The sequence below is a fragment of the Pseudomonas soli genome, assembly GCF_021283165.2.
GTDB classification, from domain to species: Bacteria; Pseudomonadota; Gammaproteobacteria; order Pseudomonadales; family Pseudomonadaceae; genus Aquipseudomonas; species Aquipseudomonas soli.
Genome location: NZ_CP128543.1, coordinates 3,915,979 through 3,933,930, shown reverse-complemented (window position 1 = coordinate 3,933,930; position 17,952 = coordinate 3,915,979). Strand labels below are relative to the sequence as shown.

Here is a 17,952-nt window from a genome sequence, read left to right as displayed (position 1 = left end):
GACCTTTCGAAGGATTTACCGGATGTTGCCGCGCTTTCCCGCCGTCACTCGTAGCCTGACCCTGGCCGCCTTGCTGGCGACAGGCCCTGCTGTTGCGCTGGAACTGCCGTTGCCACCCCCGGGGGAGGACGTAGTTGGCCAGGTTCACACCATCCAGGCCAAGTACGAAGACACCTTCGCCGACATCGGTACCGCGAACGACCTTGGCTACCTGGAGATGATCGCCGCCAACCCGGGCGTCGATCCCTGGCTGCCGGGCGCTGGTACCGAGATTATCCTGCCGACCCGTTACATCCTGCCGCCGGGGCCGCGTGAAGGCATCGTCATCAACCTGGCCGAGTACCGGCTCTACTACTACCCGAAAGGGCAGAACGTGGTGCATACCTTCCCGTTGGGTATCGGTCGCGAGGGCTGGGGGTCGCCGATCGCGAACACCAAGATCACCGCCAAGACGCCTAATCCGACCTGGACCCCGCCGGCCTCGATCCGTGCCGAGCACGCCGCCGATGGCGACATCCTGCCGGCGGTGGTGCCGGCCGGGCCGGACAACCCGCTGGGGCCGTTCAAGTTCACCCTGGGAGTGCCGGGCTACCTGATTCACGGGTCGAACAAGAAGTTCGGTATCGGCATGCGCACCAGCCACGGCTGCTTCCGTATGCTCAACAACAATGTGCTGACGCTGTCGAAGATGGTCCCGGTGGGCACGCCGGTACGCATCATCAATGAGCCTTACAAGTTCGGTATCAGTGCTGGCAAAGTGTATCTGGAAGCCCACACACCGCTGGACGATCACGGCAATCCGTCGGTGGTCGACAAGCACACCGCGGTCATCAATGCGCTGCTCAAGCGTGAAGACCTGGCCAACAACTTGCGTATGAACTGGGACATGGTCCGCGATGTGGTCGCTGCCGAAGATGGCATGCCGGTCGAGATCGCCGTGCCCACCAACGGTGCAAGCGCGCCGATGGTGTCGAGCATTCCGCCGGAACTGCAGTAAGCGGTTGCCCGCCGGTAACTAGCAGGGCACTTTTCTTAGGGGCCGCCATGCGGCCCACCTCGGTTCAAACCCGCTTCTGAAGGCATGCGTGCGCTGTCCTGTAGGAGTGGGCGTGTAGCGGGATGGGCTGCGAGGCGGTCTCTGTTGCTTGGTCTTGCAGCAACAGGTTTTCTATCAGGCAATAAAAAAGCCGACCCACAAGTGGGTCGGCTCCATAACAATCCGTGAGGATTATTACTTGCGGCTGGCTTTGTCCAGCATACGCAGAGCGCGCTCATTGGCTTCGTCAGCGGTCTGCTGAGCCTTCTGAGCAGCTGCCAGAGCGTCGTCAGCTTTGCGGTAGGCTTCGTCTGCACGAGCCTGGGCGCGAGCTGCTGCGTCTTCGGTAGCAGTCAGGCGAGCTTCGGTTTCTTTGGATACGCTGCTGCAACCGGTAGCCAGAACTGCGGCCAGAGCCAGAGCAGAGAATTTCAGAACGTTGTTCATCGTGTTCCCCTTCAAGGACTTTCTATAAAATAGCCATCTCTCGGAAAAGAGAAACTGGCCGGCGTACATAGTACCCATTACTTGTAGTAAGTAAACTGACTGAGCGCAAGAACTGCAAAAAAAATGCTGCCGAGGGCTGCAGCGGCGGTTTTGTAAACAAACTGTGAAAACCTGCACCAGCGTTCGCAAGCGACTGTAGTACCGGAACTTTTTTGTTGAACTAAGGGTGACTTTAACTGTCCGTGAACGTCTTAGCCCTACAACATCCGGTTGCTGTTACCTGGCCATACAGACGTTGCTGTCAGCATTTTCATTCAGGGTGGCTTGAGCATTCTTGCTGGCGCCGCCTACTATTTGAGGGTGCCATCGGCGCAGAACGTTCCAGGTCGCGCTGCTGTCCAAGGAGCAACAGGTGGCGTAGGCTTTGCGCGAAAAGTCGCCGAGCGGCTATCAGGCAAGGCGAAAACAGGCGAGGGACGGTCGGAGTCGCGCTCGACTTTGCTGGTTGCAAATGAGCATTCCGACCGGGCTGGCCACCAGCCTGTTTTCAACGCAGCATTATCGTCGCGCAGGCACTTTTAGCACAAAGCCTAGAGGTTCCTCCGCCGGATAAACCACATCGGTAAGGTAAGGGTCTGCCGACAAGACCTGCGAGGAGTAGTGATGAGCGAAACGCTGACCATCCACCATGACCAGGCCGGTCATCAGTTCGAGACCACCGTGGATGGTCACCGGGCTTACCTGACCTACATGGATCTGGGCAAGCAGACGCTGGATATCTATCGCACTTTCGTGCCCAACGCCCTGCGAGGGCGCGGGATCGCCGCCGCGTTGACCGAAAAGGCCTTGGAGTACGCTGAGCAGATGGGCTACACGGTCATCCCCTCGTGCTCCTACGTCGAACGCTACATGGAGCGCCAGCAGCGTCATTCAAGCAAGGCCTGACCTGACAGCACGCATATGAAAACGCCGGGTATTGCCCGGCGTTTTCATTTATGCGCAGTTTTCAGCCGCGCTGGCGCTTGGGCAGCACATCCTTGAGCTTGGCGTGCATGCTGCGCAGGGTCTTTTCGGTAGCGGCCCAGTCGATGCAGGCGTCGGTAACCGACACCCCATACTGCAACTCGTCGAGATTCTTCGGAATGGCCTGGCAGCCCCAGTTCAGGTGGCTCTCGACCATCAGGCCGATAATCGACTGGTTGCCTTCGAGGATCTGGTTGGCCACGTTCTCCATGACCAGCGGCTGCAGGGCCGGGTCCTTGTTGGAATTGGCGTGGCTGCAGTCGACCATGATGTTTGGCTTGATCTTGGCCTTGACCAGGTCTTGTTCGCACAGTGCGACACTCACCGAGTCATAGTTGGGTTTACCGTTGCCGCCGCGCAGCACAACGTGGCCGTAGGCGTTGCCCTTGGTGGTGACGATGGAGACACCACCTTCCTGGTTGATGCCCAGGAAACGATGGGGCTTGGAGACTGACTGCAGGGCGTTTATCGCCACGGTCAGGCCGCCATCGGTACCGTTCTTGAAGCCGACCGCCGAGGACAAGCCGGAGGCCATTTCGCGGTGGGTCTGGGATTCTGTGGTGCGTGCGCCAATGGCCGACCAGCTGATAAGGTCCTGCAGGTACTGCGGGGAGATCGGGTCGAGTGCTTCGGTGGCGGTGGGCAGGCCCATCTCGGCCAGATCCAGCAGCAACTGGCGGCCAATGTGCAGGCCGTCCTGGATCTTGAATGAGTCATCCAGGTACGGATCGTTGATCAGGCCCTTCCAGCCGACAGTGGTGCGTGGCTTCTCAAAGTACACGCGCATGACCAGATACAGAGTGTCGGAAACCTCCTCAGCCAGTACCTTCAGGCGCTCGGCATACTCGTGGGCGGCCTTGATGTCATGGATCGAGCAGGGGCCGACCACCACGAACAGGCGATGGTCCTTGCCGTCGAGGATATTGCGCACCACTTCACGGCCGGCAGTCACGGTCTGCAGGGCCTTGGTGCTGAGGGGAATTTCCTTCTTGAGCTGATCAGGGGTGATCAAGGTCTCGTTGGAGGCAACGTTAAGGTCATCGATCGGTAAATCAGCCATCGTGTTACTCGTCAGGTCACGGGTGCCGGCCGCCAGCAATCCCCGTGCGGCCCAGCAGCAGATTGTTCGCAGCGGGGAGGCCGAACCTTAGCGCGTTAGCGGGGGCGCGACAATGGGCTGGGCCCGTCGATACGGGGTTTTTGCCTGGCAAGCGGCATTTGGGCGCGAGCTCGCTGCCCTGCGGGATGATTTCGCCGTGGCAGCGACACCTGGGTATAGTGGCTGACCAATAACAATGACTCTTGACCAGGAGCACTGCATGGCATCCCTCGACCCTCAGGTGGGCAATCCCCGCATCGGCATCATCGGCAGCGGCGCAATCGGTGGCTTCTATGGCGTGATGCTGGCCCGAGCCGGTTTCGACGTACACTTTCTGCTGCGCAGTGAATATCAGGTCGTGCGTGAGCAGGGGCTGCAGCTAGACAGCGCCGTGCATGGTCAGGTGCGCATGTCCGTGCAGGCCTACGCCTCTGCCGCCGACATGCCGCCTTGCGACTGGCTACTGGTAGGGGCCAAAGCCACCAGCAATGCCGAACTGGCGCCCTTGATCGTACAAGCCGCAGCACCGCAGGCCAGGGTGGTATTGCTACAGAACGGCCTTGGGGTCGAGGAGCAACTGCGCCCGGCCTTGCGCCCGGACATGCACCTGCTGGGCGGGTTGTGCTTCATCTGTGTCAACCGCGAGCGCCCCGGGGTGATTCGTCACCAGTCGCTGGGCGCGGTGAACCTTGGCTATCACAGTGGGCCCGCACCAGATGATGCAGCGGTCGTGGTGGAGGAGGGAGCGGCGCTGTTCCGGGCTGCGGGCATCGATTCCCAGGCCATGGCCGACCTCGACCAGGCGCGGTGGCAGAAGCTGGTGTGGAACGTGCCCTACAACGGCCTTTCGGTGCTGCTGCAGGCCAGCACCACACCTTTGATGAGCGATGCCGACAGCCGTGCGCTGATCCAGGCGTTGATGGCCGAAGTGGTGGCGGGCGCCAAGGCCTGTGGCCGTGAGCTGCCGGCGGGTTACGCCGAGCACCTGTTCCGCGTCACCGAGAAGATGCCGGACTACTGGCCAAGCATGTACCACGATCATGCCTTGCAGCGGCCGTTGGAACTGCAGGCAATCTACGCCGAACCCTTGGCCCGTGCCCGTGCGGCTGGTTGCGAGCTGCCGCGCATGCAGGCGCTATATCAGGCCCTTATGTTTATCGACCGGCGCAACCGCTCGGCCTGAAGGTCGCGGTGGCCCTGCGCCGGACGGCCAGGCGGCTGTCCATGGCGCTGCTAAGCTCAAGCTTGCTCTGCCGTCGCGGCAGTCGAGGAGGTCGAATGATCCGTTCCATGCTGTTCGCCACGGACCTCGGTGTGTATGCGCCCTTCATCATGCAGCACGCTCTGGCCCTGGCGCGGACCTTCAACGCAGAGCTGTATGTGATTCATGCCGTGGAGCCTATGGGGCAGTTCGCTGAATCCTTGCTGCAAAGTTACCTGGACGAACAAACCCTCGACACGTTGCACAGTGAGGGCGTCAATACCGTCATGGCCAACATCGAGCAGCGGGTGCTGGAGAACTTTCGCGAAGAGCTGGGTGAGGTCGCCGACCTGGCGCTGATCCGTGCAGTACGGGTGCGTCAGGGGGACCCTGCCCAGGTGATCCTCGAACAGGCCCAGCGCCTGGCGGTCGATCTGCTGATTTTCGGCAGCCACAGTGCAGGGGCGGGAGTGGATGTGCCGATCGGTCGCACGGCCGTGCGGCTGCTGCAACTGTCGCCGGTGCCGGTGTACATGGTGCCGTTGGCCCAGCATCTTGGACGTAGGAAAGTGTGAGCCTGGCGGTAGGGCGTTTTCCTGCGGACGTAACAAAATAGTTCTAGATTTATTTCTCAAGCCACTAATATAGTTATAACTCGTCGCTGCCGGCGCGCCGGTGACCTACCGCCTTTGAGGGATATCTATGAAGCTTCAGCAACTGCGCTACATCTGGGAAGTAGCGCACCATGACCTCAACGTTTCCGCGACGGCGCAGAGCCTCTACACCTCCCAGCCTGGCATCAGCAAGCAGATTCGCCTGCTCGAGGATGAGCTGGGCGTCGAAGTCTTCGCCCGCAGTGGCAAGCATCTGACTCGCGTCACCCCAGCGGGCGAGCGCATCATCAGTACCGCCGGCGAGATTCTGCGCAAGGTCGAGAGCATCAAGCAGATCGCCCAGGAATTCTCCAACGAGAAGAAAGGCACATTGTCGATCGCCACCACCCATACCCAGGCGCGCTATGCGCTGCCGCCGGTGATCAGCAACTTCATCAAGCAATACCCGGAAGTCGCCCTGCACATGCACCAGGGCTCGCCGATGCAGATCGCCGAGATGGCGGCCGACGGTACCGTCGACTTCGCCATTGCCACCGAAGCCCTTGAGTTGTTCGGCGATCTGATCATGATGCCGTGCTACAAGTGGAACCGTTGCGTGGTAGTGCCTCAGGGGCACCCACTGACCAAGCTGCCGAAGCTGACCCTGGAGTCAGTGGCCGAGTATCCGATCGTCACCTATGTATTCGGCTTCACTGGCCGTTCCAAGCTCGACGAGGCGTTCAACCACCGTGGCCTGACGCCGAAGGTGGTGTTCACCGCCGCCGACGCCGACGTGATCAAGACTTATGTGCGCCTGGGCCTGGGCGTGGGTATCGTGGCCAAGATGGCGGTGGACCCGAAACTCGACAGCGACCTGGTGTGCCTGGATGCCAGCGAGTTGTTCGAGGCCAGCATCACCAAGATCGGCTTCCGTCGCGGCACCTTCCTGCGTGGTTTCATGTGCGACTTCATCGAGAAGTTCGCGCCGCACCTGACTCGCGAGGTGATGGCCAAGGCGATCCAGTGCCACAACAAGCAGGAGCTCGAAGAGCTGTTCGAGGGTGTCGAGCTGCCGGTGCACTGACCTGAAATAACTGGGGCCGCTTTGCGGCCCCAGTCGTTTATGCCTTGCTGATCAGGTTGCCCGCGTGCAACCCGCATTCCTTCTGGGTCGACTCCTCCCACCACCAGCGTCCTTCGCGCTCATGCTGGTTCGGCAGCACCGGGCGAGTGCACGGCTCGCAGCCGATGCTGATGAAGCCGCGCTCGTGCAGGCTGTTGTAGGGCAGTTCGAGCATGCGGATATAGCCCCAGACTTCCTCGCTGGTCATCTGCGCCAACGGGTTGAACTTGTACAGGGGGCGTTCGGGAGTTGAAAAGGCGCTGTCGATTTCCAGGGCCGCCACCTGGCTGCGGGTGCCGGGGCTCTGGTCGCGACGTTGGCCGGTGGCCCAGGCGCTCACGGTGGCCAGCTTGCGGCGCAGCGGCTCGATCTTGCGGATGCCGCAGCACTCGCCATGGCCGTCCTTGTAGAAGCTGAATAGGCCCTTTTCCTTGACGAACGGGTCGAGCTTATCGCGGTTCGGGCTGAGGATTTCGATCGGCAGGTTGTACTGCTCGCGCACCTGGTCGATGAAGCGGTAGGTTTCCGGGTGCAGGCGACCGGTATCGAGGCTGAACACCTTGACCTGTTTGTTCAGCTTCCAGGCCATGTCCACCAGCACCACATCCTCGGCACCGCTGAAGGAGATCCACAGCTCGTCGCCGAAGTGTTCGAAGGCGAGCTTGAGGATCTCCTGCGGGGACTTGCTGGCGTAGGTCGCGGCCAGGGCGGCGACGTCGAAGGGTTGGCTCATCAGGCGGTTTCCATCGGGTGAGTGGCGCTGTGCGCTCGTAGTGGTCAGATGGTAACAAAAAATGGCGGGGCAGACGCCTGGCGATCGCGGGGCAACCCGCTCCCACGGAGTTCTACAAGGCTTGCAGCGTTTCCATCAGCACGCGCACCTTGGCGATCGACTCTTCGTATTCGGCCTGCCAATCCGAATCAGCCACCACCGCGCCACCGCCCCAGCAACTGACCTGACCGTCCTTGACCAGCAGGCTGCGGATGGCGATCGAACTGTCCATCTCGCCGCGCACGTCGAGGTATAGCAGCGAGCCGCAGTACAGGGTTCTGCGTGTCGGTTCCAGCTCATCGATGATCTGCATGGCGCGGATTTTTGGAGCGCCGGTGATCGAGCCGCCGGGGAAGCTGCCTGCAATCAGATCCAGGGCATCCTTGTCGGCGGCCAGGTGGCCGACCACGCTGCTGACCAGGTGGTGGACGTTGGGGTAGCTCTCCAGGCTGAACAGCTCCGGCACCTTCACCGAGCCGATCTGGCAGGTGCGGCCGATGTCATTGCGCAGCAGGTCGACGATCATCAGGTTTTCCGAGCGGTCCTTGGGGCTGGCTAGCAACTCGGCAGCGTTGCGGGCGTCCTCGGCGGGGTCGGCAGAGCGCGGGCGGGTACCTTTGATCGGCCGGGTCTCGACCTCGCCTTGGCTGACGTGGATGAAGCGTTCGGGCGAGAAGCTCAGCAGGGCTGTGCCTTCATCCAGCTGCTGGTAGCCGGAAAACGGTGTCGGGCAGGCGGCGCGCAGGGCCTGGTAGGCGCGCCATGGGTCGCCCTGGCAGGGTGCGCGGAAGCGCTGGGTGAGGTTGATCTGGTAGCAGTCGCCGGCCTGGATGTAGCGCTGCACCTGATCGAACGCCCCCCGGTACTGCTCGGGGCGAAGGTCGCCGGTCATGGGGGCCAGCAGGTGGAAGTCACCGCTATCGCCCGGGGTGCTGGCCTCGAACAACGCGATGAGCCGTTGCCGTTCGTCCTCGGGCAGGCGCGGGTGGAACACCAGCTGGCTCCTGCACAGCCGATGGTCGGACACCAGTGCCCAGGCATACAGCCCCAGCCGGGCGTCGGGCAGGCCGAGGTCGTCGACAGCGTGCGTCGGCAATTGCTCCAGGCGCCGGCCAAAGTCGTAGCTCAGGTAGCCGATCAGGCCGCCGGCGAAGGGCAGCTCTATGCCCTCGGGCAGTCGGGCTTCCCCAAGGTCCGCCAGTGCCTGGCGCAGGCGCTGCAGGTAAACCTGGCCGTCTTCATCGCTGTGTGCCTGCAGCTGTTGCAGGGGCCAGGCGCTGAGCAGGTCGTAGCGACCGCGTTCGGCACCCGGACGGGCGCTGTCGAGCAGGATCGCGCCGGGCGCGCGGCGCAGGCGTTCGAAGTAGAAGGCGGGGTCGGGCTGGTAGGGCAGGGGGTGCAGCGTACAGGTCGGCATCAGAGTGGACGGCGATGAAAAAGCGAGGAGGGCGATTGTAGACCTGTGGGGGGGATGCGCCTAGCGTCGGCAGCGACATTCGCATGTTGTGTCTCGCCTCGGGGTCGCTATGCGACCCTTTCGCCGCGGTTCGTCGTCACGACAAGCCAGCTCCCACAGGTGGTGTGTGATCCTTGTGGGAACTGGCTTGTAGTGACGACGAACCGCAAAGGGCTGCAGAGCAGCCCCCGAGCATCACTGCGGATGAACGTGTCCGAACAGGCCTTGCGAGACCTTCACGCGTTGCTCGGCATCCTCGCTGCGACCTTCCTTGGCCAGCATCTCCAGGTGCGCCTCGATGGCGTGGGTGCGTTGCGTGAGCCCGCAGTCGTTGGCGATCTGGATGTTCAGGCCGGGGCGGGCGTTGAGCTCGAGGATCAGCGGGCCCTTGTCCTGGTCCAGCACCATGTCCACACCGATGTAGCCCAGGCCGCACAGCTCGTAGCAGCTGGCGGCAAGCTTCATGAAGCCGTCCCAGTTCGGCAGTTGCACGCCGTCGACCGCGTTGGTGGTGTCGGGGTGCTTGCTGATGATCTTGTTCAGCCAGGTGCCGCGCAGCGTCAGGCCGGTGGCCAGGTCCACGCCGACGCCGATGGCGCCCTGGTGCAGGTTGGCCTTGCCGCCGGACTGGCGGGTCGGCAAGCGCAGCATGGCCATCACCGGGTAGCCCATCAGCACGATGATGCGGATGTCGGGCACGCCCTCATAGCTGATGCTCTTGAAGATCTGGTCCGGGGTGACCCGGTACTCGATCAGCGCGCGGTCGCGGTGCCCGCCCAGCGAATACAGGCCGGTAAGGATGCTGGAGATCTGGTGCTCGATCTCCTCGTGGCTGATGATCTTGCCCGAAACCGTGCGGTAGCGGTCCTCGAAGCGGTCGGCGATCACCAGGATGCCGTCACCGCCGGCGCCCTGGGCCGGCTTGATGACGAAGTCGCTGCGCCCGCCGATGATCTCGTCGAGCTTCTCGATCTGCTTCTCGGTCTCGATGATGCCGTACATCTCCGGCACATGGATGCCGGCCGCCAGGGCGCGCTCCTTGGTAATGATCTTGTCGTCGACGATCGGGTACAGGTGGCGCTTGTTGTACTTCAACACGTAGTCAGCGTTGCGCCGGTTGATGCCCATGATGCCCCGGGCCTCCAGGGCTTTCCACGTCTTGATCAGGCCGAACATCAGGCGTCAGCCTTCTTCAGGAATGCCTTGAAGCGCACGAGCTCGGTCAGGCGGTAGCCGCGGTAGCGACCCATCGCCAGCATGAAGCCCACCAGGATCAGCAGCACCGCCGGGAAGGTGAAGACGAAGTACACGGCTTCCGGCACGGTCATCAGCAGGTGCGCGATGGAGGCGGCGAACAGGGTGCCGACGGCCACTTTCATGGCATGGCCGCCGCCACGTTCTTCCCAAGTGATCGACAGGCGTTCGATGGTCATGGTCAGGATCACCATCGGGAACAGCGCCACCGACAAGCCGCGTTCCAGGCCCAGCTTGTGGCTGAACAGGCTGATGGCGGCGATCAGCACCACGACGAAGGTCAATACCACCGACAGGCGGGGCAGCATCTGCAGCTTGAGGTGTTCCAGGTACGAGCGCAGCGACAGGCCCAGGGCGGTGATCACCGTGAACAGAATGATGCCGAAGCCCAGTTGCGTCTCGCGGAAGGCCAGGGCGATCAACACCGGGGTGAAGGTGCCCAGGGTCTGGATGCCGATCAGGTTGCGCAGCACCAGGATCACCAGCACGCCGATCGGGATCATCACCATGATCATGAAGGTCTGCTGGGTCTGCAGCGGCAGGCCGTACAGCGAGTATTCGAGGAAGTCGGCGTCGGTGTTCTCGTCGGTCAGCTTGGCCAGGCGGATGGCGTTCATCTCGCTGTTGTTCATGCTGAAGGTGACGGTGGCCTTCTTGCCTCCATCGACGGTGATCAGGTTGTCGTCGCCGGTCCACCACAGCAGGCGGTCGCTGGGCAGGCCTTGCTCGCCGGTTTCCGGGTTGAAGTACAGCCAGTCGTTGCCGTTGAAGCTGCGCAGCCACAGCTCGGGACTCTGTGGGGTGTCGGCCACCAGGCGGATGGTGTGGACCTTCTCCAGCGGAACGTGGGCGATGGACAGCAGCAAGTCGATGACCTGGGCTTTCTTCAGTGGCGAGTTGTCGCCGGCCAGCAGCAGCTTGGCGTTGTCGTCGTTGGCGTTGTTGACGCGCTTGATGGTCTCGCTGACGAAGGTCTCGACGTCGGCCGAGTGCTGGCGGATCGGTGCCATCAGTGCTTCGGCGGCGATTTTCTCCGGGCCTTCGACCGCCAGGCTGTCGCGGAAGGTCGGGCCCTTGATCTTGGCCTTCTCGGTGCTGTAGCGCTTGGTCAGCACCAGGCGGTAGTAAAGAGTCTGGTTGCCGCTGGCGCGGCGGGCCGACCAGGTCACCTTGCGGTTTCCGTCGGCGCGGTTGACGCTGACGCCATAGTTGTTGGAGATGAAGCTCTCGTTGAGGCTCACGTAGTCACGGTTCAGCGGGGGCACGAACATCTGCACCTTGACCGGGTCCTTGGCGCTGGCAACGAACTCGACCTTGGCGTCGATGTTCCACAGGTCATCGGTCTCGTCCTCGGTCACCGGGATGCCGAGGGCGAAGATCTGGTAGGCCGTGATCGCGATGCCCAGCACCACCAGGACGGTGATCAGGACTTTCAGGTGGAGGGTAAGAGAGCGCATCGGAATTACTCTGCTTTGGGAGCTTCGGTGGCACAGGCAGGTTTGCCGGCCGCGTATTTAAGGCTTGGGTCGACCAGCGCACCGAAGTGCTTGAGGGCCTCGGAGCCGATCAGCAGCGGGAACTGGAAGGCGCTGCGGTCGGTGAGGTTGACCTCGATGGTGCGTCGCGTCTGGCCCATGCAGATGTCGAGTTCGATGACTGGACGCGCAGTGTAGGCCTTGCCCGAGTCGGCGTCATAGTCCCCGGCGCGGCGCTTGATCTTGCTGACGCGGGCCAGGGGGCGTTCGATGGGGTGCTTGTGCGCGGCGTCGATGGCCAGGTAGAAGCGCACCCAGCTCTCGCCGTTGCGCTTGAAGCGCTTGATGTCGCGGGCACTGAGCGAGGCGGTCTTGGCGCCGGTATCGAGCTTGGCTGCCACTTCCAGGTCAAGGTCGCCCAGGCGGGCGTATTCGTTGAGACCGTACACGGTCTTTTCGGCCGCGGGCGCGAGTGCCGGCAGCAGGGTCAGGCAGAGCAGCAATGAAGCGGGTTTGAGTCTCATAATCCTGGCGCGGTGCTGTGCAAAGTTCAGGGCAAGGCGACTGGCCAAGCGTCCTCATTGATCTGTCATGGGCATGAAATGATGACAGACACACTATCCATGCTCCCGAAGGAGCGCGGCATTCTATCACGCCGGTGCCTTGACGCCAGCGCGCCCGCGATCTGACCGCGGCTAGGCTTGGTTAGTTCGTTATTGGACGATTGTCGACAATGTTCTTTTTGTCTTTGACTGTGGCTGTCTATTTAGCTAGTTTTGCCGTCATCGATTTGCAAGGTGTCGACAATCATGCTGGATGTATCCCAGGCCGTGGCAGTGCCGCAGGACGAGACCGAGACCCTCTCTGAGCATGTCTTTCGGCGTATCCAGGCCGCCATCGTCAAGGGCGAGATCGCCCCTGGCAGCAAGATTTCCGAGCCTGAACTTGCGCGCACCTACGGCATCAGCCGCGGCCCGCTGCGCGAGGCCATCCACCGTCTCGAAGGCCAGCGCCTGCTGGTGCGCGTGCCGCATGTCGGCGCCCGGGTGGTATCGCTGAGCCACGCCGAGCTGATCGAACTGTACGAAATCCGTGAGTCGCTCGAAGGCATGGCCTGCCGCCTGGCCGCCGAGCGCATGAGCCAGGCCGCCATCGACGAACTGCGCCATGTGCTCGATACCCATGAGCGCGATGCAGCGTTCCAGGCCGGGCAGGGCTACTACCAGCAGGAAGGCGATTACGACTTCCACTACCGGATCATCCAGGGCAGCGGCAACCAGACCTTGTACAAGATGCTCTGCGGCGAGCTGTACCAACTGGTGCGGATGTACCGCATCCAGTTCTCCTCCACGCCCAACCGCCCGCGCCAGGCCTTCGCCGAGCACCACCGTATCCTCGATGCCATCGAAGCCCACGACGGTGAGCTAGCAGAACTCCTGATGCGCCGCCACATCGGCGCGTCCAAACGCAATATCGAGCGCCACTACCAGGGTGCCGACAACAATAGCCCACGAGGTGAGTCATGACAGTGAAGAGCACGCCCGGCCAGCGTTTCCGTGACGCGGTCGCCGCCGAACATCCGCTGCAGGTGGTCGGGACCATCAACGCCAACCACGCCTTGCTGGCCAAGCGCGCCGGTTTCAAGGCCATCTACCTCTCCGGTGGCGGTGTCGCCGCCGGCTCCCTGGGCTTGCCGGACCTGGGTATCAGCGGCCTGGATGACGTGCTCACCGACGTGCGGCGCATCACCGACGTGTGCGACCTGCCGCTGCTGGTGGATGTCGACACCGGCTTCGGCGCCTCGGCCTTCAACGTCGCCCGCACCGTCAAGTCGATGAGCAAGTTCGGCGCCGCCGCGATCCATATCGAGGACCAGGTCGGAGCCAAGCGCTGCGGCCACCGCCCGAACAAGGAGATCGTCTCGCAGCAGGAGATGGTCGACCGCATCAAGGCGGCCGTGGATGCTCGCAGCGATGACAGCTTCGTGATCATGGCGCGCACTGATGCCCTGGCGGTGGAAGGTCTCAATGCCGCGCTGGATCGTGCCGCCGCCTGCGTCGAGGCTGGCGCCGACATGATTTTCCCCGAGGCGATCACCGAATTGCACATGTACAAGACCTTCGCCGAACGGGTGAAGGCGCCGATCCTGGCCAATATCACCGAGTTCGGCGCCACGCCGCTGTACACCACCGAGGAACTGGCTTCGGTCGACGTGTCACTGGTGCTCTATCCGCTGTCGGCCTTCCGCGCCATGAACAAGGCGGCCGAGAACGTCTACACCGCGCTGCGCCGCGACGGCACCCAGAAGAACGTGATCGACACCATGCAGACCCGCATGGAGCTCTACGATGCCATCGGCTACCACGCCTTCGAGCAGAGCCTCGATGCATTGTTCGCGCAGAAGAAAGGGTAAGCGAATGCCTGTACCGGCCCTGCGACAGGGCCGGTACGAATCACCAGGATTAGCCAGCAAGACTTCGATAACAAATTCAAGAAAGGAGAAACACTATGGCCGAAGCAAAAGTACTCAGTGGGGCGGGCCTGCGTGGCCAGGTGGCCGGCCAGACCGCGCTGTCGACCGTCGGCCAGGCCGGCGCCGGCCTGACCTACCGCGGCTATGACGTGCGCGACCTGGCCGCAGGCGCCGAGTTCGAGGAAGTGGCCTACCTGCTGCTATACGGCGAGCTGCCGAGCAAGGCCGAGCTTGTCGACTACAAGCGCAAGCTCAAGGGGCTGCGCGACCTGCCGCAAGCGCTGAAGGAAGTGCTCGAGCGCATCCCGCGCGATGCACACCCGATGGACGTGATGCGTACCGGGTGCTCGGTGCTCGGTACCCTGGAGCCCGAGCTGACCTTCGACACCCAGCGCGATAAGACCGACCGCCTGCTGGCGCTGTTCCCGGCGGTGATGTGCTACTGGTACCGCTACACCCACCACGGCGTGCGTATCGACTGCAGCAGCGACGAAGACACCCTGGGCGGCCACTTCCTGCACCTGCTGCACGGCAAGAAGCCCAGCGAGCTGCACGTCAAGGTGATGAACGTCTCGCTGATCCTTTACGCCGAGCACGAATTCAACGCCTCGACCTTCACTGCCCGGGTCTGCGCCTCGACCCTGTCCGATTTGTACTCCTGCGTGACCGCCGCCATCGGCTCGCTGCGCGGTCCGCTGCACGGTGGTGCCAATGAGGCGGCCATGGAGTTGATCGAGCGCTTCCAGAGCCCGCAGGAAGCCACTGCCGAGCTGCTGCGCATGCTCGAGCGCAAGGACAAGATCATGGGCTTCGGTCATGCCATCTACAAAGAGTCCGACCCGCGCAACGAGGTGATCAAGGGCTGGGCCAAGCAGTTGGCCGACGAAGTGGGCGACAAGGTCCTGTACCCGGTCTCCGAAGCCATCGACAAGACCATGTGGGAGCAGAAGCGCCTGTTCCCCAACGCCGACTTCTACCACGCCTCGGCGTACCACTTCATGGGCATCCCGACCAAGCTGTTCACCCCGATCTTCGTCTGCTCGCGCCTGACCGGCTGGGCCGCGCACGTGTTCGAGCAGCGCGCCAACAACCGCATCATCCGCCCGAGCGCCGAGTACGTCGGCGTCGAGCAGCGCCAGTTCGTGCCGATCGAGCAGCGCTGAGGCAACGACCGCTGGGGCTGCCATGCAGCCCTTTCGCCGGCAAGCCGGCTCCCACAATGTCCATGCGTTGCTGTGGGAGCCGGCTTGACGGCGATGGGGGCGCAGCGCCCCCAAAGGCCTGACCTGCAAACCGAATACCGTGAGCCCGATAACGATATGAACACCGCATTCCGCAAGAACCTGCCAGGGACCGCCCTGGACTACTTCGACGCCCGTGCCGCGGTCGAGGCGATCAAGCCCGGCGCTTACGATGGCCTGCCGTATACCTCCCGCGTGCTGGCGGAAAACCTGGTGCGTCGCTGCGATCCGGCCACCCTCGATGCATCGCTCGAGCAACTGATCGAGCGCAAGCGCGACCTCGACTTCCCCTGGTTCCCGGCCCGCGTGGTGTGCCACGACATCCTTGGCCAGACCGCCCTGGTCGACCTCGCCGGGCTGCGTGACGCCATCGCCGACAAAGGCGGCGACCCGGCCGCGGTCAATCCGGTGGTGCCGGTGCAACTGATCGTCGACCATTCGCTGGCCGTGGAATGCGGTGGCTTCGATCCGCAGGCGTTCGACAAGAACCGCGCCATTGAAGACCGCCGCAACGAAGACCGCTTCCACTTCATCAACTGGACCAAGCAGGCGTTCAAGAACGTCGACGTGATCCAGCCGGGCAACGGCATCATGCACCAGATCAACCTGGAGAAGATGTCGCCGGTGATCCACAACGACCGCGGCGTGGCCTACCCTGACACTTGCGTCGGCACCGACAGCCATACGCCGCATGTCGACGCCCTGGGCGTGATCGCCATCGGTGTCGGTGGCCTGGAGGCCGAAAACGTCATGCTCGGCCGCGCCTCGTGGATGCGCCTGCCGGAGATCGTCGGCGTCGAGCTGACCGGGCGCCTGGCGCCGAACATCACCGCTACCGACCTGGTACTGGCCCTGACCGAGTTCCTGCGCAAGCAGAAGGTGGTCGGCGCCTACCTCGAAGTCCACGGTGCCGGCGCCAGCGCGCTGACCCTGGGCGACCGCGCCACCATCTCCAACATGGCCCCGGAGTACGGCGCCACCGCGGCGATGTTCGCCATCGACCAGCAGACCATCGACTACCTCAAGCTGACTGGCCGCGATGACCAGCAGGTGCAGTTGGTGGAAACCTACGCCAAGGTCGCCGGCCTGTGGGCCGACAGTCTGGCCAAGGCCGAGTATGAGCGCACCCTGAGCTTCGACCTGTCGAGCGTGGTGCGTAACATGGCAGGCCCGTCCAACCCGCACGCGCGCGTGGCCACCAGCGACCTGGCGGCCAAGGGCATTGCCGGGCAATGGCAAGAAGTGCCGGGGCAGATGCCGGATGGCGCGGTGATCATCGCCGCCATCACCAGCTGCACCAACACCAGCAACCCGCGCAACGTGATCGCCGCTGGCCTTATCGCCCGCAACGCCAACAAGCTTGGCCTGGTGCGCAAGCCGTGGGTCAAGTCGTCGCTGGCGCCGGGCTCCAAGGCGGTGCAGCTGTACCTGAAGGAAGCAGGCCTGGAACAGGAGCTGGAGCAATTGGGCTTCGGCATCGTCGCCTTCGCCTGCACCACCTGTAATGGCATGTCCGGCGCGCTCGACCCGGTGATCCAGCAGGAGATCATCGATCGCGACCTGTACGCCACCGCGGTGCTGTCGGGCAACCGCAACTTCGACGGGCGTATCCACCCCTACGCCAAGCAGGCGTTCCTCGCGTCGCCGCCGCTGGTGGTGGCCTACGCCATTGCCGGTACCATCCGTTTCGACATCGAGAAGGACGTGCTGGGCGTGGTCGACGGCAAGGAAATCCGCCTCAAGGACATCTGGCCGAGCGATGAAGAGATCGACGCCGTGGTGCGTGCCTCGGTCAAGCCCGAGCAGTTCCGCCAGGTGTACATCCCGATGTTCGCCATCGAGGAAGACAAGGGGCCGAAGGTCGCGCCGCTGTACGACTGGCGTCCGATGAGTACCTACATTCGCCGCCCGCCGTACTGGGAAGGCGCCCTGGCCGGTGAGCGTACCCTGCGCGGCATGCGCCCTCTGGCGGTGCTGCCGGACAACATCACCACCGACCACCTGTCGCCGTCCAACGCCATCCTGCTGGATAGCGCCGCCGGTGAATACCTGGCGAAGATGGGCCTGCCGGAGGAAGACTTCAACTCCTACGCCACCCACCGTGGCGACCACCTGACCGCGCAGCGCGCCACCTTCGCCAACCCCAAGCTGTTCAACGAGATGGTGCGCAAGGACGACGGCAGCGTGAAGCAGGGTTCGCTGGCGCGTATCGAGCCGGAAGGCAAGGTGACCCGCATGTGGGAGGCCATCGAGACCTACATGCAGCGCAAGCAGCCGCTAATCATCGTCGCCGGTGCCGACTACGGCCAGGGGTCGTCCCGTGACTGGGCGGCCAAGGGTGTGCGTCTGGCGGGCGTCGAGGCGATTGTCGCCGAGGGCTTCGAGCGCATCCACCGGACCAACCTGGTGGGCATGGGCGTGCTGCCGCTGGAGTTCAAGGCAGGCACCGACCGCAACACCCTGGGCCTGGACGGCAGCGAGACCTATGACGTGCTGGGCGAGCGCAAGCCGCGGGCGACGCTGACCCTGGTGGTCACGCGGCGCAACGGCGAGCGTGTCGAGGTGCCGGTGACCTGCCGCCTGGATACCGCCGAAGAGGTGTCGATCTATGAGGCGGGTGGGGTGTTGCAGCGCTTTGCCCAGGACTTCCTGGAAGGCACGGCATAACGCAGATGATGCATAGCGGTCCATGGGAGCGGGCTTGCCCCGCGATGGCCAAGACATCGCCATCGCGGGGCAAGCCCGCTCCCATGGACGGA

The 17,952-nt window shown here is 63.2% G+C and carries 16 protein-coding genes; 9 read left to right on the top strand and 7 right to left on the bottom strand.

The features are described 5' to 3' along the window. The first annotated feature begins 22 nt into the window (after window positions 1-22). Complete coding sequence (locus LU688_RS18200) at window positions 23-997, top strand: L,D-transpeptidase family protein (RefSeq protein WP_023630451.1); 975 nt, start codon at window positions 23-25, stop codon at window positions 995-997. 234 nt (window positions 998-1,231) lie between these two features. Here LU688_RS18200 and oprI read toward each other — a convergent pair whose 3' ends face one another. After that, window positions 1,232-1,483, bottom strand: a complete 252-nt coding sequence (oprI, locus tag LU688_RS18195) for an outer membrane lipoprotei OprI (protein WP_003259780.1) — start codon at window positions 1,481-1,483, stop codon at window positions 1,232-1,234. 663 nt (window positions 1,484-2,146) lie between these two features. On the opposite strand from oprI, the gene LU688_RS18190 reads away from it, so the two are divergent. Continuing rightward, complete coding sequence (locus LU688_RS18190; RefSeq protein ID WP_031315036.1) at window positions 2,147-2,428, top strand: GNAT family N-acetyltransferase; 282 nt, start codon at window positions 2,147-2,149, stop codon at window positions 2,426-2,428. 61 nt (window positions 2,429-2,489) lie between these two features. Here LU688_RS18190 and LU688_RS18185 read toward each other — a convergent pair whose 3' ends face one another. After that, a complete protein-coding gene (locus LU688_RS18185) occupies window positions 2,490-3,566 on the bottom strand; it encodes a 3-deoxy-7-phosphoheptulonate synthase (protein WP_031315035.1) in 1,077 nt (358 codons plus the stop codon). A 259-nt stretch (window positions 3,567-3,825) separates the two neighbouring features. Here LU688_RS18185 and LU688_RS18180 point away from each other — a divergent pair, with 259 nt between their 5' ends. The 3 genes from LU688_RS18180 to cysB all read left to right on the top strand — a co-directional run bounded on the left by LU688_RS18180 (window position 3,826) and on the right by cysB (window position 6,483). Next, window positions 3,826-4,788 (top strand): putative 2-dehydropantoate 2-reductase, encoded by a 963-nt coding sequence (locus LU688_RS18180; RefSeq protein WP_094011292.1) that lies wholly within the window; start codon window positions 3,826-3,828, stop codon window positions 4,786-4,788. A gap of 95 nt (window positions 4,789-4,883) precedes the next feature. Further along, complete coding sequence (locus LU688_RS18175) at window positions 4,884-5,381, top strand: universal stress protein (RefSeq protein WP_023630447.1); 498 nt, start codon at window positions 4,884-4,886, stop codon at window positions 5,379-5,381. 127 nt (window positions 5,382-5,508) lie between these two features. Next, window positions 5,509-6,483 (top strand): HTH-type transcriptional regulator CysB, encoded by a 975-nt coding sequence (gene cysB, locus LU688_RS18170; RefSeq protein ID WP_094011293.1) that lies wholly within the window; start codon window positions 5,509-5,511, stop codon window positions 6,481-6,483. 37 nt (window positions 6,484-6,520) lie between these two features. Here cysB and LU688_RS18165 read toward each other — a convergent pair whose 3' ends face one another. The 5 genes from LU688_RS18165 to rloA all read right to left on the bottom strand — a co-directional run bounded on the left by LU688_RS18165 (window position 6,521) and on the right by rloA (window position 12,003). After that, on the bottom strand, window positions 6,521-7,255 hold the full coding sequence (locus tag LU688_RS18165) for a phosphoadenylyl-sulfate reductase (protein ID WP_094011294.1): 735 nt from the start codon (window positions 7,253-7,255) through the stop codon (window positions 6,521-6,523). Between the two features lie 112 nt (window positions 7,256-7,367). After that, complete coding sequence (gene pabB, locus LU688_RS18160; protein ID WP_104445117.1) at window positions 7,368-8,711, bottom strand: aminodeoxychorismate synthase component I; 1,344 nt, start codon at window positions 8,709-8,711, stop codon at window positions 7,368-7,370. 234 nt (window positions 8,712-8,945) lie between these two features. After that, entirely contained in the window at window positions 8,946-9,926 is a 981-nt protein-coding gene (locus tag LU688_RS18155; protein WP_038706442.1) for an alpha-L-glutamate ligase-like protein, read from the bottom strand. Next, the gene (gene rloB / locus LU688_RS18150) at window positions 9,926-11,461 is read right to left on the bottom strand and encodes an osmotic stress tolerance membrane protein RloB (RefSeq protein WP_046854910.1); all 1,536 of its coding nucleotides are present in this window, start codon (window positions 11,459-11,461) and stop codon (window positions 9,926-9,928) included. Before rloB ends, LU688_RS18155 begins: the two co-directional genes overlap by 1 nt. A 5-nt stretch (window positions 11,462-11,466) precedes the next feature. After that, window positions 11,467-12,003, bottom strand: coding sequence for a retropepsin-like aspartic peptidase RloA (rloA, locus tag LU688_RS18145; protein ID WP_023629916.1), 537 nt, complete (start codon window positions 12,001-12,003; stop codon window positions 11,467-11,469). Window positions 12,004-12,288: 285 nt separating this feature from the next. Between rloA and LU688_RS18140 the strand changes: the two genes are divergently transcribed. The 4 genes from LU688_RS18140 (at window position 12,289) to acnD (ending at window position 17,860) form a co-directional block, all read left to right on the top strand. Next, window positions 12,289-13,005, top strand: coding sequence for a GntR family transcriptional regulator (locus LU688_RS18140; protein WP_094011296.1), 717 nt, complete (start codon window positions 12,289-12,291; stop codon window positions 13,003-13,005). Beyond that, window positions 13,002-13,892 carry a methylisocitrate lyase gene (prpB, locus tag LU688_RS18135; RefSeq protein ID WP_094011297.1) on the top strand — a complete coding sequence of 297 codons (891 nt, stop codon included), beginning with the start codon at window positions 13,002-13,004 and terminating at the stop codon, window positions 13,890-13,892. Before LU688_RS18140 ends, prpB begins: the two co-directional genes overlap by 4 nt. 95 nt (window positions 13,893-13,987) lie before the next feature. Beyond that, on the top strand, window positions 13,988-15,115 hold the full coding sequence (gene prpC / locus LU688_RS18130) for a bifunctional 2-methylcitrate synthase/citrate synthase (RefSeq protein ID WP_038706440.1): 1,128 nt from the start codon (window positions 13,988-13,990) through the stop codon (window positions 15,113-15,115). A 156-nt stretch (window positions 15,116-15,271) separates the two neighbouring features. Further along, window positions 15,272-17,860, top strand: coding sequence for a Fe/S-dependent 2-methylisocitrate dehydratase AcnD (gene acnD, locus LU688_RS18125; RefSeq protein ID WP_160290972.1), 2,589 nt, complete (start codon window positions 15,272-15,274; stop codon window positions 17,858-17,860). Window positions 17,861-17,952 lie beyond the last annotated feature (92 nt).

What these genes read in the sequence shown, in the direction of transcription:
- LU688_RS18200 (WP_023630451.1), top strand. Translation starts at nt 23, where the DNA reads ATGTTGCCGCGCTTTCCCGCCGTCACTCGTAGCCTGACCCTGGCCGCC.
- oprI (WP_003259780.1), bottom strand. Translation starts at nt 1,483, where the DNA reads ATGAACAACGTTCTGAAATTCTCTGCTCTGGCTCTGGCCGCAGTTCTG.
- LU688_RS18190 (WP_031315036.1), top strand. Translation starts at nt 2,147, where the DNA reads ATGAGCGAAACGCTGACCATCCACCATGACCAGGCCGGTCATCAGTTC.
- LU688_RS18185 (WP_031315035.1), bottom strand. Translation starts at nt 3,566, where the DNA reads ATGGCTGATTTACCGATCGATGACCTTAACGTTGCCTCCAACGAGACC.
- LU688_RS18180 (WP_094011292.1), top strand. Translation starts at nt 3,826, where the DNA reads ATGGCATCCCTCGACCCTCAGGTGGGCAATCCCCGCATCGGCATCATC.
- LU688_RS18175 (WP_023630447.1), top strand. Translation starts at nt 4,884, where the DNA reads ATGATCCGTTCCATGCTGTTCGCCACGGACCTCGGTGTGTATGCGCCC.
- cysB (WP_094011293.1), top strand. Translation starts at nt 5,509, where the DNA reads ATGAAGCTTCAGCAACTGCGCTACATCTGGGAAGTAGCGCACCATGAC.
- LU688_RS18165 (WP_094011294.1), bottom strand. Translation starts at nt 7,255, where the DNA reads ATGAGCCAACCCTTCGACGTCGCCGCCCTGGCCGCGACCTACGCCAGC.
- pabB (WP_104445117.1), bottom strand. Translation starts at nt 8,711, where the DNA reads ATGCCGACCTGTACGCTGCACCCCCTGCCCTACCAGCCCGACCCCGCC.
- LU688_RS18155 (WP_038706442.1), bottom strand. Translation starts at nt 9,926, where the DNA reads ATGTTCGGCCTGATCAAGACGTGGAAAGCCCTGGAGGCCCGGGGCATC.
- rloB (WP_046854910.1), bottom strand. Translation starts at nt 11,461, where the DNA reads ATGCGCTCTCTTACCCTCCACCTGAAAGTCCTGATCACCGTCCTGGTG.
- rloA (WP_023629916.1), bottom strand. Translation starts at nt 12,003, where the DNA reads ATGAGACTCAAACCCGCTTCATTGCTGCTCTGCCTGACCCTGCTGCCG.
- LU688_RS18140 (WP_094011296.1), top strand. Translation starts at nt 12,289, where the DNA reads ATGCTGGATGTATCCCAGGCCGTGGCAGTGCCGCAGGACGAGACCGAG.
- prpB (WP_094011297.1), top strand. Translation starts at nt 13,002, where the DNA reads ATGACAGTGAAGAGCACGCCCGGCCAGCGTTTCCGTGACGCGGTCGCC.
- prpC (WP_038706440.1), top strand. Translation starts at nt 13,988, where the DNA reads ATGGCCGAAGCAAAAGTACTCAGTGGGGCGGGCCTGCGTGGCCAGGTG.
- acnD (WP_160290972.1), top strand. Translation starts at nt 15,272, where the DNA reads ATGAACACCGCATTCCGCAAGAACCTGCCAGGGACCGCCCTGGACTAC.